At 42.5% G+C, this 14,753-nt stretch carries 12 protein-coding genes and 1 pseudogene; 8 read left to right on the top strand and 5 right to left on the bottom strand.

The window, feature by feature from the left end; translation table 11 throughout:
* Window positions 1-91: 91 nt before the first annotated feature.
* The 8 genes and pseudogenes from V7K30_RS09065 to V7K30_RS09030 all read left to right on the top strand — a co-directional run.
* Window positions 92-343: pseudogene (locus V7K30_RS09065) on the top strand (Tudor-knot domain-containing protein); the annotation flags it as partial.
* A 330-nt stretch (window positions 344-673) separates the two neighbouring features.
* Window positions 674-1,792, top strand: a complete 1,119-nt coding sequence (locus V7K30_RS09060; protein ID WP_334998759.1) for a phosphotransferase enzyme family protein — start codon at window positions 674-676, stop codon at window positions 1,790-1,792.
* The gene (locus V7K30_RS09055; RefSeq protein ID WP_334998758.1) at window positions 1,789-2,367 is read left to right on the top strand and encodes a DOMON-like domain-containing protein; all 579 of its coding nucleotides are present in this window, start codon (window positions 1,789-1,791) and stop codon (window positions 2,365-2,367) included. Before V7K30_RS09060 ends, V7K30_RS09055 begins: the two co-directional genes overlap by 4 nt.
* A gap of 126 nt (window positions 2,368-2,493) precedes the next feature.
* A complete protein-coding gene (locus V7K30_RS09050) occupies window positions 2,494-3,318 on the top strand; it encodes an NYN domain-containing protein (protein WP_334998757.1) in 825 nt (274 codons plus the stop codon).
* Window positions 3,319-3,554: 236 nt separating this feature from the next.
* Window positions 3,555-3,824, top strand: coding sequence for a DUF1902 domain-containing protein (locus V7K30_RS09045; RefSeq protein WP_334998760.1), 270 nt, complete (start codon window positions 3,555-3,557; stop codon window positions 3,822-3,824).
* A 229-nt stretch (window positions 3,825-4,053) separates the two neighbouring features.
* Window positions 4,054-4,176: a hypothetical protein gene (locus V7K30_RS09040; protein ID WP_334998756.1), complete on the top strand. Its 123-nt coding sequence runs from the start codon at window positions 4,054-4,056 to the stop codon at window positions 4,174-4,176.
* Entirely contained in the window at window positions 4,173-5,444 is a 1,272-nt protein-coding gene (locus V7K30_RS09035; RefSeq protein ID WP_334998755.1) for a carbamoylphosphate synthase large subunit, read from the top strand. Before V7K30_RS09040 ends, V7K30_RS09035 begins: the two co-directional genes overlap by 4 nt.
* 53 nt (window positions 5,445-5,497) lie before the next feature.
* The gene (locus tag V7K30_RS09030) at window positions 5,498-6,508 is read left to right on the top strand and encodes an SDR family oxidoreductase (protein ID WP_334998754.1); all 1,011 of its coding nucleotides are present in this window, start codon (window positions 5,498-5,500) and stop codon (window positions 6,506-6,508) included.
* Between the two features lie 1,406 nt (window positions 6,509-7,914).
* Here the strand turns inward: V7K30_RS09030 and V7K30_RS09025 are convergent.
* The 5 genes from V7K30_RS09025 to V7K30_RS09005 form a co-directional block, all read right to left on the bottom strand.
* The gene (locus V7K30_RS09025; protein WP_334998753.1) at window positions 7,915-9,564 is read right to left on the bottom strand and encodes a GMC family oxidoreductase; all 1,650 of its coding nucleotides are present in this window, start codon (window positions 9,562-9,564) and stop codon (window positions 7,915-7,917) included.
* Between the two features lie 252 nt (window positions 9,565-9,816).
* Window positions 9,817-10,938, bottom strand: coding sequence for a glycosyltransferase family 4 protein (locus V7K30_RS09020; protein WP_334998752.1), 1,122 nt, complete (start codon window positions 10,936-10,938; stop codon window positions 9,817-9,819).
* A 35-nt stretch (window positions 10,939-10,973) separates the two neighbouring features.
* Window positions 10,974-12,428 carry an O-antigen ligase domain-containing protein gene (locus V7K30_RS09015; RefSeq protein ID WP_334998751.1) on the bottom strand — a complete coding sequence of 485 codons (1,455 nt, stop codon included), beginning with the start codon at window positions 12,426-12,428 and terminating at the stop codon, window positions 10,974-10,976.
* Between the two features lie 146 nt (window positions 12,429-12,574).
* Window positions 12,575-13,531, bottom strand: coding sequence for a glycosyltransferase family 2 protein (locus V7K30_RS09010; protein WP_334998750.1), 957 nt, complete (start codon window positions 13,529-13,531; stop codon window positions 12,575-12,577).
* A complete protein-coding gene (locus tag V7K30_RS09005; RefSeq protein ID WP_334998749.1) occupies window positions 13,449-14,651 on the bottom strand; it encodes a glycosyltransferase family 4 protein in 1,203 nt (400 codons plus the stop codon). The genes V7K30_RS09010 and V7K30_RS09005 overlap by 83 nt, the downstream gene beginning before the upstream one ends.
* Between the last annotated feature and the right edge of the window lie 102 nt (window positions 14,652-14,753).

Raw genomic sequence — 14,753 nt, 5'->3', positions numbered from 1 at the left:
ATGGATTTAGAAGCTTTGAAAATTTTAGAGTCAGATGCTTATTAAATTGGCATTTTATTTATTAGTTTGGCATAACAAGTACTGAAGAGCCTTTATTCATTACCTTGATTACGCTTCATCTTATGACGAGTGGGTAGGGGAAGATGACATTCGGACTCGTGAGCTTCGCTCCTCTGATGACAATGGATATGCAGTGGGTCAAAAGGTAAAATGTTGGGATGATGACCAAGAGGCTTGGTATTCCGCAACGATTGAGCAAATCCAAGGTCAGCAATACTTTCTTCACTACATTGGTTATGACTCATCTTATGATGAGTGGGTTGATAGCAACGAAATTTCTTAACTACTGAATTAGCACGGGGCCGGCGAGAGCAATATCTCCGATGGGCTATGACGCTCTCTACGAGACGCTGCGCGATACAAATACTCGCTAACCCTTCTCTAAGAGACGCTGCGCGTAGCTTGCTTCTCCGTTCGCGGAGCGTCCCGTAGGGAAGGGGTACGCTATCGGTGTCGCGCCCTGTGCTAGGATATAGTACTTTTAAAAATTACGAATTACGAACTTGTATTGAGCGCAGCCGAAATATTACGAATTATTTTGACACTTGCGCTACGATATCCCCTATTGCCTTCATGCAATGTAGGTGAGGAGTAGTGCAGGTTAAACACCAACATGACAGAAAAATTTAATCCACAGGGCGCAGAGAATCTGGTTGCGATCGCTGATCGATTCGCCCAGTGGGGAAAGGTTACAGGCGTTAAAGCATTTGGAAGTGGTAATATAAATGATACCTTCTTAGTAACTCTAGATTCCTCAAAAGAACAATATTTTGTCCTGCAACGCATCAATACGCAGGTGTTTCGTCAGCCAGAACTGATTATGCAGAATATGTGTACCTTCACTGAACATGTTCGCAAACGGTTGCAGGATATACCCCCAAATCGTCGCTGGGAAGTGCCACGCGTGCTGTTGACCAAAAACGCTCAAGACCACTGGAGGGATGCAGATGGCTCCTTTTGGCGGGCAATCAGCTTTATTGAAGGCTCCCAGTCTTTTGATACGATGGGCGATCGCTCTCACGCGAAAGAAGTCGGTTATGCCTTGGGGATGTTCCACAATCTGATCAGCGATTTGCCACCAGAAAAACTTGCTGACACCCTTCAAGGGTTCCATATTACACCGCTTTATCTCCAGCATTACGAGGAAGTATTGGCGAAAACTAGTGTGCGTAAATCTGCTGAAGTTAATTATTGCTTACAGTTTGTTAGCGATCGCCAAACTTTTGCACATATCCTAGAAAATGCCAAAGCTGAAGGCAAGCTACCTCTGCGTCTGATGCACGGTGATCCAAAAATCAACAATGTCATGTTTGACACTGCTACCCAGCAAGCCGTCAGCGTCATCGACCTGGACACAGTTAAACCCGGTTTGGTACATTACGATATTGGTGATTGCCTGCGTTCGGGTTGCAATGCGGCTGGAGAAGAAACCGAGAATTGGGAAAGTATTTATTTCGATACTGATTTGTGTCAGGGAATCCTCAAAGGTTATCTCTCGGTGGCAAAGGCATTTCTTACTGAGAATGACTATGCCTATATTTACGATGCAGTTCGTCTTATCGCCTTTGAACTAGGACTGAGATTTTTTGCTGATTATTTAGCTGGGAATGTTTATTTCAAAGTCAAGCACTCAGAACATAACTTAGCAAGAGCTATCGTCCAGTTTAAGCTTACTGAAAGTATTGAATCTCAAGAAACGCAGATTCGTAACATTATCAAAGACATGAAATGAACGATCAGACATTTTCCTTGCAACCCTTTCCTTCTACAAAATCCCTGCCTAATTTAAAAATTGCAGGCAATATCGCCCGAAATGGTAATAAACTTGTCATCCGCTATATGCTTGAAGGCGATTTAAAAGAAATTGCGTTGGCAAAGCCTACCGGAGGTATCGCCATACTATCAAATGCACCATCACGCAAGCATGAACTGTGGGAAGACACATGTTTTGAGTTCTTTGTTGGCATCAAAGATTCTGCACGGTATTGGGAATTCAATCTTTCCCCTGCTGGACACTGGAATGTCTATCGCTTTGATGACTACCGTCAAGGAATGCAAGAGGAAACAGCTTTTACAATACTTCCGTTTCATGTTCAGAATCAAGCCGACGGTTTAGCACTTGCGTTAGATGTCGATTTGAATAAAATCGTCTCGGCAGAACAAGAAATTGAAGTTGGCATTACTACCGTTATTAAACATAGAGATGGTGAGGTGACTTATTGGGCGTTAACTCATCGAGGCGTAGAGGCTGACTTTCATCTGCAAGGCAGTTTTATAATTGAATTGTTAGACTTGACCTGGAAATAAAATTTATCCCAAATATGTCGGTGTTGCTGATTGATGGGATGAAGTTTGTCTTACGTAAAGGCACAAATAATTTACCTTTAATCTTAGTAAAAATCTCAATCCATTTCGCAAACATGCAACGCTAATATGCCTCTATACAATAGTCCTGTATCCCAGAATGTTAAATATTTATTCATTGATGGTGGTTGTTTAGATTCACTACTAGAAACACTTTCAAATGGTTTGTTTGGAAAAACACAGCTTGAGATAGATTACCTTCGTTTAGCAAGTGACTATCAAAAAGTGTTCTATTACGATTGTCTACCGGCTCAAAAGCAAGGAGAAAATGAAGTAGACTACCAAAATCGTATTAAGCCTAAAATTAAGTTATTCAATCACTTAAAATCACTGAATAGATTTCATGTATATGAGGGTACTGCTCGATTCCGAGATAAGCGAAGAGGGCAAGAGCAAAAGGAGGTTGACATTATGATTGCTGTAGACATGCTCACGCATTCTTTTCGGAAAAATATGGATGAAGCAACTTTGCTCACAAATGATTTAGATTTTAAGCCTCTGATTGATGCTCTGGTACAGAATGGAATGTATGTATCATTGTGGTATTCAAAAGGTAAAACAAATTATGAGCTAGTTGATGCTGCTGATTCTAGGCAGGTACTGACAATTCACACTGTTTGGGGATGGTTAACTGAGAATTTCCAAAAGCAGGTTACTTTACCTGTTTTGAGCCAATCGAGTTTTTCGCCTATTGATAATTCTTGGACACAAGTTAATAAGATAGAACAAGCAGCTTACGAAGTATTTATTTATGAGAAAGAAAAAAACTATGCTGCTGTATTACAAACAATAAATGGTGATTACAATTTATACCAACACAACAATTTAGACCAGTTAAAGTTTTATGTAGATCATATTTATAGCCCAGATATAATCCGAAAAGACATAATTTGAATGCGCTCGCCCAATATTTAGTAGAATGCAACATTTCCTCGTCTGTAATTGGGCGTTTTGGGAGTAGCTCGCGATCGCATTTATTTAGGGTATGAACTGGTTAGTGCATTACCGATAGCTAAGATCAGCTTTTAGCTACGTTTAACTCAATATTGGGACAATGCGATACTTCACTCAAGAAGCTATTAAATTGTTTTAAATTTGAATTACCGTCATAAATTTGTGTGTAGCGCTCGATCATCATACAAAACATATTAAAAGTTCATGCATTTTGGGATAAAGATGCAGAAGTTTGGGTAGCAACTAGTGAAAACGTGCCAGGATTGGTAACAGAACCTTCTACCATTGAGTCTCTTACGCAAAAGCTCAGAGAAATGATTCCAGAACTCCTTGTTCTGAATAGAATTGTGCCTGCGGTAGATCCACAGCAAAGAGTAAAGGCAATTTTAAGAATTATACCTGTTTTAAATCGCCGCTTGAATATTTTAAAAGTGCGATCGCACTAGCAGGCAGAAAAAATTAGTTAAATATCCTAACCACAGCGATATTTACACATCTACACATTCATGCTTATTGCTTCATCATCAATATATGAACAATAACGTTATTTGAAGACAAGAAATAAACTAATTTTCTTATTTCGTTTGATAGAGTTAATTCAAATTTAAGAGAGTAAAATCTAATATATACAGCGAAAAAGCAGATTATCAAATATTAGCTTTATACAAAAATTTTATGGCAATATTCTTATCTCAAGAAATTGTCTCTGATGAAGACAGAATGCTGCTGGTAGGAGTGCAGACAGAAGATGTATCTGTGCAACGACTTTGGGATACGGTTTCTCGGAGGGCTAAATGAATTCAAAATATAACTTTCAATACTTTCAAGGGAGTTCTCTTTCTGATCTGTTTGCTCAAGATATCACAGATGCATCTTATGGGTTTATCCTAAATTACCCTGCAACTGCCAGTTGGGCAGCTTATCCCAACCTGAAAAAATATTTTATTCAAGATGGCAGTAGTGAAGCCACCAAAACCTCCTTTGACAAGATTTGCCAAAAGGAACCTTGGAAAATTCTGGCTGTGTTAGGCGATCGCATTCCCGGAATTGTGATTATTCCGCCGCCAAAGTCGCTGCTTGAATACTGGCAAGAGCATTTCGGCTTCAGCTACTCCAATATTGAGATGATGGATCGCTTGACTTATCTGGATGATCTTAGCCACAGCGAAAGCTTTGACAAACTCATCACTCTATTTCCCTTTGATCACCTCAAAAGAGAAAAACACGCTATTGATTCAGACACCCATTACCGTTTACTCAGCAAAGTAACATTAGCCGAATTGGGGGTGCAATGTCCAAAATACAAAAGCTACAATCTGCACACCTGTAATTTGGAAGACATTCAGTTACCACAATTTCCCTACTTAATTAAAACATCCCACGGACTCTCAGGAGAAGGCACTTATATCATCAAAAGTCTCAGCGATCTCAACTACTGCCTTGAAGAAATCAGGAAATATCTCAATATTAAGTTGCTCGATAAAATTATTGTCTCGGAGTTCGTCAAGAATGAGGTGCAGAATTACTGCGTACAGTTCTATGTCAACAAGGCGGGAGAGATAACCCTTATCGGCACTACCAGGCAACTCGTCACTCCAGAAGGCAACTATTTAGGGGGACTTATTGACTACCGCAACACTGACATGAGCAAGTTCTTTGAAATGATTGCCGCCATTGGTCAGTATGCTCACAAACAGGGGTATTTCGGCGTGATCGGCTTCGATGTGCTGGAAAATCAAGACGGACAATTTTATGCGATCGATGCCAATTTCCGAGTCAATGGATCAACTCCGTTATGCTTGCAGCGCCATACCTTACTGGGACTGGGAAAGGAAGTAGCTAAATATTCTAGTAGCTACCGCATGGAAGGAACGTTGGATTCAATTTTAGTGACCTTAAAACCAGAACTAGATCGCAAGGACTTGATCATTCTGTCGGCTTTAGAGAAAGTCAAATACGGAAAAATATACACCGAAATTTATGCGATCGTTACTGGAGAAACTATCGAAGAAATGCAGCATATCGAGCAAAAATTACATAAAAAGGGATTACAATGGCTCCCTTAAACAGCACTAGTAGCCAATTCCCAATCCCTAATTTATTTTAAGAAGTAACACTTATGCAATTAAAGCCAATCAGTCAGCAAGTCGTTTCCGTCGTTGGAGCCTCCAGCGGGATCGGACGGATCACAGCTCTTGAGTTTGCTAGACGCGGGGCAAAAGTGGTAGTCTCGGCTCGCAGTGAATCGAAGCTAAAGTCTTTAGTGGAGGAGATTCGCAGCTTTGGTGGCGAGGCAACTTTTTACGTAGCTGATGTGGAAGTATTTGAGCAAGTTAAGGCGATCGCAGATAAAACTGTGGAAGTGTACGGGCGACTCGATACATGGGTACATGTCTCTGCTATCGGCATCTTTGCCACTTTCGACAACACAACACCGGAAGAGTTTAAGCATGTCATTGATGTCGATCTCCTGGGACAGGTGTATGGTGCAATGGCGGCGCTACCCCATCTGAAGCGTGAGGGACGGGGGGCATTAATCCACGTCTCTTCAATGGAAGGTAGGCGATCGCTCCCCTACCAAAGTGCTTACTCGGCAGCCAAGCACGGGGTTGAGGGCTTTATCGAAGCTATGCGCGTTGAGTTGCAATATGAAAAATGGCCGATCAGCGTCACGAGTGTGAAGCCAGCGGTGATCAACACCCCTTTCTGGAACAATGGTCTGACGAAATTAGGCGTAAAACCTACCGGGATACCACCTTACTACGACCCTAAACTTGTAGCTGATGCTATTCTCTATGCAGCCGAACATCCAACTCGTGACTACTTGGTTGGGGATGTAGCGAAAATATTAGATGTGGTACAGCGCCTCTCACCATCATTAGTAGATTCACTGTTACTGCTCGTCGGCTTAGATTTACAGCGGACTTCTGAACCGAAGTCTGAAGATGCACCAAATAATTTTTACCAACCTGTTGCTGAAGACGAAAGAGTTAACGGGGATTATGGTAACTTAGTTGTACCTAGCGTTTCCGACTGGCTAGATAAAAATCCACTTCTTCTGTGGGGTGCGATCGCTGGTACATTAGCATTAGCGTTCCTAGCAGTTCAAGTATTCAAAAAGGAAGAATAAATAGACCTGCCCGAAAATTTGCAATCTAGTTTTTACAAGGATTTGAGAGAAATCCTTGTAGACTTTTTGGCAACGTAGTGATGAGGTTTTGAGATGGTTCCTAATAGTTTAGGGCAGAAAAATATATAACTATCTAAATGTCATATAGCGGTTCTCGGCCCTTGTGAGGTACAAGAACCCCACCCCCAACCCCCTCATCGCTTGCGGGGAGGGGGCTATGATGTACCTTATGTGATTAGGAAACGCTATAGCAGAAATATTGTAGAGCAGTAACTGATTGAGGTAGTCCCTGCCTTAGAAGCAGTCAATTGGTTACTAGAGGGCTTCCTGACTTAGTTTAACTTGATTGTTAGATGTATTTTTATTCCTAAGACCTCTTGCAAAAGTCCCTAACACCCCACCCCCAACCCCTCCCCGCAAGCGGCTACGGTGTACACACAAGTATGACCAGCATAGATTTCAACTCTTCTAGTAGTTTCATTCGTAGGGTGCGTTATGGACACGTCGAAATAACAAATGCGTTCGCCGAAATAACTAGGACTTACGCAAAATATCTCTCAAACTCTGATTTCTCTGTCTCCTCTGCGCCTCTGCGGTTCGTTATTCCGTAACTCGTGCGTAAGTCCTAATAACAAATGAGTTCGCCGAAATAACAAATGAGTTCGCCGAAATAACAAATGAGTTCGCCAAAATAACAAATGAGTTCGCCGAAATAACAAATGCGTACGCCGAAATAACAAATGAGTTCGCCAAAATAACAAATGCGTACGCCAAAATAACAAATGCGTTGGCGTAGACCACCGCAGGCATCACCATGATTGCAACAATTTAGCTTTGTCACGCCAGTGTAACGCACCGCAAATCTTTACTGGATGAAGTTTTTCCGACTTGTGTGTACACCGTTGCCGCTTGCGAGGAGGGGAGACAAAGCGTAGCTTTGGCGGAGTGGGGTTCTTATTTTTGATTTATGCAAGAGGTCTCTAGAGTTTCCTTTAGCAGAGCATCTGGCTAATCATGCGAAACTGTTATGTATGACGATTCTTATTCGTACCCCATATCTAGTTCTTGAGCTTGAGCAGTAAGCTCATCAAGAGCTTGCATTCGTAAAGTATCAATTTGATTTTTGTAACTGAGTAGATCCTGATAACGCACGCGTCGTCGTGTTCGCAATGTACGAAATGAGCGAAACCAACTTTTACAGCAAGTATCCTAGCAAAAGTCCTGCAACCCCAGTTGCAGGACTTTTGGTGAAAGAAAAATCAATTTTTATCTTCTAATCCAGCAATAGATCAGTAAAAAGTCACTTTTCGCTAGCTTTTGGCATCGGTGCAGGTACTGTAATGTGGTGATGTGCGCTCAGGCGATCGCTACGTTTAAAACTGTGATGATTTTATGCCAAGTTGTACTTAGTGACACAATTCAGCTTTCACATGGTCTGCCAGTCGAATTGCCAAGGCAACAATGGTGAGCGTAGGATTAGCATAGCCTCCTGTAGGGAAAACAGAGCTACCTGCCATGAATAAATTAGAGATGCCGTGAACTTGACAATTTGCATCTACTACTCCCTGTTTTGGATCATGATGCATACGCGTTGTTCCCATATTGTGATGGGTACTCAGCGAAGCGACTGGACGATCTCCATCCAATTCAATCTGCAACTCACCCAGGCCTGCACTAGCAAACTCTTCTGCAAATACTAGCTGCGATCGCTTCACACTGCAAATATCTATTTCGCTCCAATGATTAGTTAATTTTGCTTGAGGACAACCAAGTTTATCTAGTTGATTACTGAGTGTCACCCGATTATCTGGATTCGGGGTTTGTTCAGTTTGGCTGAGAACTTCAAACTTTGTATATTTCTGTTCATTCCCTTCATGGTCAGACCATCCTCCATGACTCAAATCAGGAAACAAATATTCTTTTTTGACATTATACTTATACCAATCAGCTACTAAATCATCAATATTAGTAACTACATTTTGCAAATGTTGAAAAACATTCTTGGGTAACTGCCCTTGTCGAACTGAAGAGTACAAAATTTTCGCAGAAGCCTTTGCTGGCGATCTAAACCTTTCATCTCTGGGATATAACAACGCGGTCATATTTAGTAATTTTTCGCGGCGCATAACTTGTTCCGTCAGGGCAAATTTTCCCATAACTGTGACATTATTAACGCGGCGTAAGTCATACAAAGCCATCGAATTAAAAATTTTGCGATTTTGCGGAACAAGCATACCACAACGGATAAAGGGATGATCCATAAAGAACCTACCCACTAAATCCTGTTCATTGCCTAATCCATTCTTTTTAATTCGGTTTGATAGCAGTAATAAACGTGCGTTCTCAATACCACCAGCGGCTAAAATAAATACTTTTGCAGTCACCCAAAATTTATTACCAGATAAACAAGCTACTTGTACGCGTTTCACTGTCTGGGCTGTTTCGTCTGCCTCAATTTCTACCACGTTGGCGTTAAGGAATGTGGTGATATTAGGAGATTGATTAATTTGGTGGCGATATTCATTGGTAAAAATATCGCGTGGGCCAAACTGAAACATACTGGTAGAAACTCGGTCACTTGTAAAATGTGTCCGAGGAGATTGAGCATTTTCCCAAGCCTCAGCTTCATAAGCAAAAGAACCGAGTTTACAGACTGCTTGGGCACGCTCATAAAATGGATTCAGGTGAGATTTACTAAAAGGCCAGCCACTGTATGGCACCCAATCTCGTTTTTCAAAATCTATTTCGTCTAATGGTACATGCCTCAGACCAAGTTGATTTTTATTGATTTCAATATTCCAGACATTAGCCAGTCCACCAAATTGACGATGACGCATATCTTGCAGTGGTGGAAATGGATCTCCAACAGTTTCACCTTCACCAATAGATGCAGTCTCTTGATTAAATTCAATGTCACCACTTTCTAGTAAGCAAACTCGAAAGTCTTGCCCAATTAATTCTCGTGCGAGTGTAATTCCTGCTGGGCCAGCACCAACTATACAAACTTGGGTACTGATAACTTCATCTATTGGTAATTTACGGCTATCAATCAACATTAATTTAATTCCTTTTAATCTGATTTATTATTCTTAACCACAGATACGCATAGATAATTAATCAATGTAAATCTGTGGTTTCATTTTCATAAAATGTAATCCGCTTGGGTTGGTGATATTTTGCTCTGGAAGATCCCCCCAACCCCCCTTTTTAAGGGGGGCTTAATAAGGAAGGTTAGGGAGGATCAAGCCTTAACGCAAGCGTATTGTCATAAAATTGACTTTTGCAAGAAGTTTACCGTTTCATTCAGCCTATGAAACGCTCGGTATCGCAGAACGAATTGCATTAATAAAATTTTGGGCATAATTCTGCGTTGAAAAATCGAGGGCACGTTGCCTGGCAGCTATTCCCGCACTTCGGGCAAATTCTTGCTCGTCAAGATAGCGGAGAATTGCGATCGCTAATTTATCTGCATCGCCGTAAGGTGTTAATAGTCCATTCATGCCATCGGTAATAATCTCCGTCGGGCCGCCTGCATTACCAGCAATCACAGGTTTACCCAGCGCCATTGCCTCAATAATCACAATCCCAAACGGCTCTTTATCTGATGCATGGACAAATACATCCATTGCCTGCACCCACTCTGGAATGTTACGCTGTAGCCCAGCCATAATTACTTGCTCTTTTAAGCCCAAGGTTGCGATTTCGGCTTCTAAAAAGTCCTCATAATCCGGTTCCAAATCGTGTTTCCCGCCAACCACTACACAATGAGCATCGGGATACTTCTGTAAAATTTTGGGCATTGCTTGCACCAATACATGCATTCCTTTCCATCGTTGCAATCGTCCAACAATTCCAATCAACGGCCCGTGTAAAGGTAAGTTCAACTTTCGCCGTGCTTCTTGAGGAGAAGGTAAAGCATCAGGCTCAAATCGGTCTAGTGCGACACCAGGATAAACCAAAGGTGTTGGTCTGTGGGGCCAAATCTCTGCCTGTGCTTGCTTACCATCTTGCGAGAGGGTGATAATTGCCTGGGCTGGTATTAAAGTTGCGATTCGCACCAACCAAGTCTGATCGCTAGGTACTTCTAGTTGATACCACACAGCAGGCAAGCCCGCCAGCATCGCCGCCAAACCTCCAGATATATGCGTGATCCACATCCAATTAACAATTATATCTGCACGTTCGCGGCGGGCGATCGCAGCTATCCGAAAAACAGCGCCAATAAAACGGTGGATTTGGCGTAAACGTCCACTTTCCACAACTCGCGCATCAATACCAAGGGACTTTACTTGTTCGACCATCGGGCCGTCTTCTAAAAATATCACCAACCACTCAACACCAGCATTACGTCCCTGCTGCACCAAATCCCAAAGCATCATTTCACCGCCGCCTCGTTGCTCGGCCAGTGGCATTACAATAATTACTTTCATAATTTATATCAGTCCTATTTAAGTTGTAAGATTTGTCAGATCCTCGACTTTTTAGAGAAGTCCGGGATCTTGGGATTGCTATAGTACTTATGTCCTGCCATAGCCATAGCTAAAAATCCCCAAAGAATCATCCCTGCCACACTTAACATCCCACTACCAATAACTAACTGTGCAGCGGAACTGATACCAATGGCGCGGGCAGCACTGACAAAACTATCAAAACGACCTTCACCATAGCTGCTAACACTAATAATCAACAAGATTAATCCACCCATATAAAAGATGGCTCCAAACCAACCAAGGGTGAAAAACATATCTAAAATGCCACTATCAATCACCACTACTTCAATTTGACCAGTTTTTTCATTGACTTTCCAAATATTTCCTAAGCCGTTACCTAGACCATTAGAAAGAGCTAGACCAAGGTTTTTGTCATAAGTTCCCGATCTATCTTTAAAGCTGCCATCGTCTTGAAGATTAGAAAAAGTTTCCAACCGGGCTGCTAAAACCCCAGAAATTGGCTGAATGGTTGTCAATGGCACAACACAAATTGCCATCACTACTATTATGATAATTAAGCGCATTTGAATCTGCGCCTTGACTGAACCCATAATCATAATTATTCCAAATAACCAGCCTCCCCAATTAGTACGCGCTTGTGTCAACAGAAAGGATAAGTAACCAACAGCTGAAGCCGGAAAAATTAAATTTCCCGAACTGGTAAATAACAACAGTAAACCAGCTTGCATGACGGAACCAAAGGGGCCGACTGAGTGCAATGTACTCCAGACCCGCATCCCAAAAGGTACAGGATTTCCAGCACTCATGAATAGTTTTGATTGGATCAGCCAATACCTGTCCCACTCAGGAGCCACCACGAATTGATATACGCCATAAGTTCCTAAAATCAACACACACCAGAGGAATGTTCGCTGAATGTTCTGGCGATAGCTGGGATAATCTCGCCAGTTTATAAATAAGTGAAAAGCGAAGATGATCGGACTGAGCCAATCCATCAATCCGCGTGCTACAGGGATAGGTGGATTGTAAATCAGACCGATTAGAAAGCCATAGAACACTCCGATAAAAGCCAAAACAAACGGCAAGCCCCCTTGGCGAGAGGCGCGGGGAAAGTGGCGGAAGAATGTTGCAATGGTTACAAACACCACTAAGTAGGGTGCTATGAGCATTTGACGGGTAGCGTCCCAGCCCACCCGATAGTCAACTAGGCGAGTAGCTAAGGGTGTGAGAAACCAGATCCACCAGGTAAAGCTGATGTAGAGAATGGGATGCCGCAAGTATAAAAACACGGCTACTGCTAAAGCTGTCACCGGGTAAATTAGGCGTAATGCGGCAGTAGCACCAGCAAAATAGCAAACTACAGTTAGTAATATAAAGCCTGCGATCGCCATCCAACCCTGTAGCGATCGCTCTTCAGGAGAATAGTTTTCTTGTAAAAAACTATTGAAAAGTATCTGCTTAGAATTCATTCAATTTTAGATGTACATATAAATAAATCAACTCGTTCCCTGGCTCCAGCCTGGGAATGCAGTCATTTGAGGTTCTACCTCTTGTACTAGCTCTCTGGAAGCAGCACCACCCGTCTTAATTCCCAGATAGAAGCTGAGAACCAGAGCTAAGAAGAAATTGAATTCATTTTGAATTTTGAATTTTGAATTTTGAATTGTTTATATCCCTGCCAACGCCCACGCCAGGATGCAAGCAATTTTTTCCCAGCCAATTGCCCTTGGCTAGGCAAAAATCTTAGCCATTGTACCAAACCCAAACTATCGCATGTACCCACGAATACTGCCCATAACAAAAATACAATCCGGCGGATAAATGACAGATGCTCTAGTAAAACTAAAGTTTCATTATGGACTAAATTAATAAAGGCAATTTCATTAAAGTTGTTTCGCTGATCTTCATCAAAACGTTGTGCTGGATAGTGATCTACAGCAACGTTAGGATCATAAATTATCTTCCAACCAGCCCGCTTTAATGTCAGAGTGAATGCCATTTCAAAATGTACCTGCGCTCCTGTACCGCGCATCCGCTCGTCAAAGCGCAATTGTCCGATTGCTTGGGTACGAAAACTCATGTTCACGCCCTTGAGAATATCAACTTCGCGGGGTTCTCCCACTCCCAGATGATGGTTGCCAATAACTCGCCCAAACCATTGCAACTGTCCGACTACTAAACGGGATTCGTCTTCAAGTTGGCTGCCGTGGTATATCCAATCACGCCCTCCCAGACCGCCGAGGCGACTATCACACGTAAAGTAAGCGGCAATCCGCTCTAACCAATCCGGGTGGGGTGCGGCATCATCATCAGTAATGGAAACAATATCGCCCTCCACTGCTGCTAGTCCGGCGTTGAGAGCTGCGACTACCCCCGGTTGTGTCACTTTCACGGTATGCAGTGGCAGATTGAGGGCGTTTAATTGCGCCAGAAATTGCCAAGTTTCTGCATCCGTATCGCGGACAACCACTATCACCTGATCGACTGGTTTAGTTTGCTCCTGTAGCGCCAAAAGGCAGCGTGAGAGGTCTTGTGGACGGCGATAAGTCGGTATCAGAACGGTGTTCCGCATTCTTGCTTAACTCCTCGAATAGATCCACATAAGTTTGTGCCATAGTAGTCCAGCTATGTTGTTCTGCTACAAAGCGAGCTGCTTTGCCCATTTGCTGTATGAGGGTGCGACTGCTCACCAAGGACATCAACGCCATAGCCAAAGCATTGATATCATCTGAGTCGGGTAAGACGATGCCACATTCTGGTGTCACCAACTCTGCACCTCCGGTAGCTGCGGCAGTAATTACTGGTAGTCCTGAAGAAAGTGCTTCTAACAATACGAGGCTACAAGCTTCATATCGGGAAGGAAAAATAAATAAATCTACTGACCGCATAATTTCGGGGATATCACGGCGATATCCGACAAAATGCACGCGATCGCTTAACCCCAAAGAGGCGGCTAATTGGGGGAAAGGACTACCTTCGATATGACCCACCACCGCCAGATGTAAATTGGGAACTTTCGCCAAAGCGTACAATACCGTATCTAAGTTCTTTCTGGGTGTGCGGATATCTCCAGCGAACAGTGCTAGGGTAACGTTCTCCGGTAAACCTAATTTTTGGCGGTCGCTTTCACCAGGGGTAAACTCTTCTAAGTCTACGCCATTGACAATTACGCGAATGTGAGAACGCGGTACACCAATATTGACTAATTCCTGAGCTACCTTTTCGGATACAGCTACGACAACCTGCGCTTTTTGGAAAGCCTGTTTTTCCCAACGCGCATTAAAAGCCGTAAACAACCACTGGTAGAAACCATACAAATCTCGGCGGTTGCGGGAAATATGAACAGGCGATCGCAACCATGAACTGTGGACAAAATGTACAGCATTCACATCAGCCGCAGCCATATTAATTGCTCCATTGACTTTAACTAAATCAATTTCAGAGCGATGTTGACGCAACCAATCTGCACTTTTTTGGGCAAATATAAAATTACGTACAAATTCAGTGGGATAGCCTTTGACTGGAATTTTAATCCAATTAACTTGGCTATTGTCTTCTAGTTCTGGTGCAACTTCACTAGCTAATAATGTCAAGTGATGACCACGACGAATTGCTTCTTGAGCAACTTCATAGTTTACTCGCCCCTGACCATCACCTTTTTTAATTTTATGAGTAACAATACAAAGTTTCATCCACTATCTTCCTTAATGATAAAATATCATACATAGGCGCAGATAAAGAGGTTAAAAATAATCTTCTTTTCTTCCCTTTGCGCTCTTTGCATCCTTTGTGGT

The organism is Nostoc sp. (assembly GCF_036917655.1).
In the GTDB taxonomy this organism is placed as follows: Bacteria; Cyanobacteriota; Cyanobacteriia; order Cyanobacteriales; family Nostocaceae; genus Nostoc.
The sequence above is the reverse complement of the archived record's forward strand: the minus strand, read 5'-3'. Positions and strand labels throughout refer to the sequence as shown.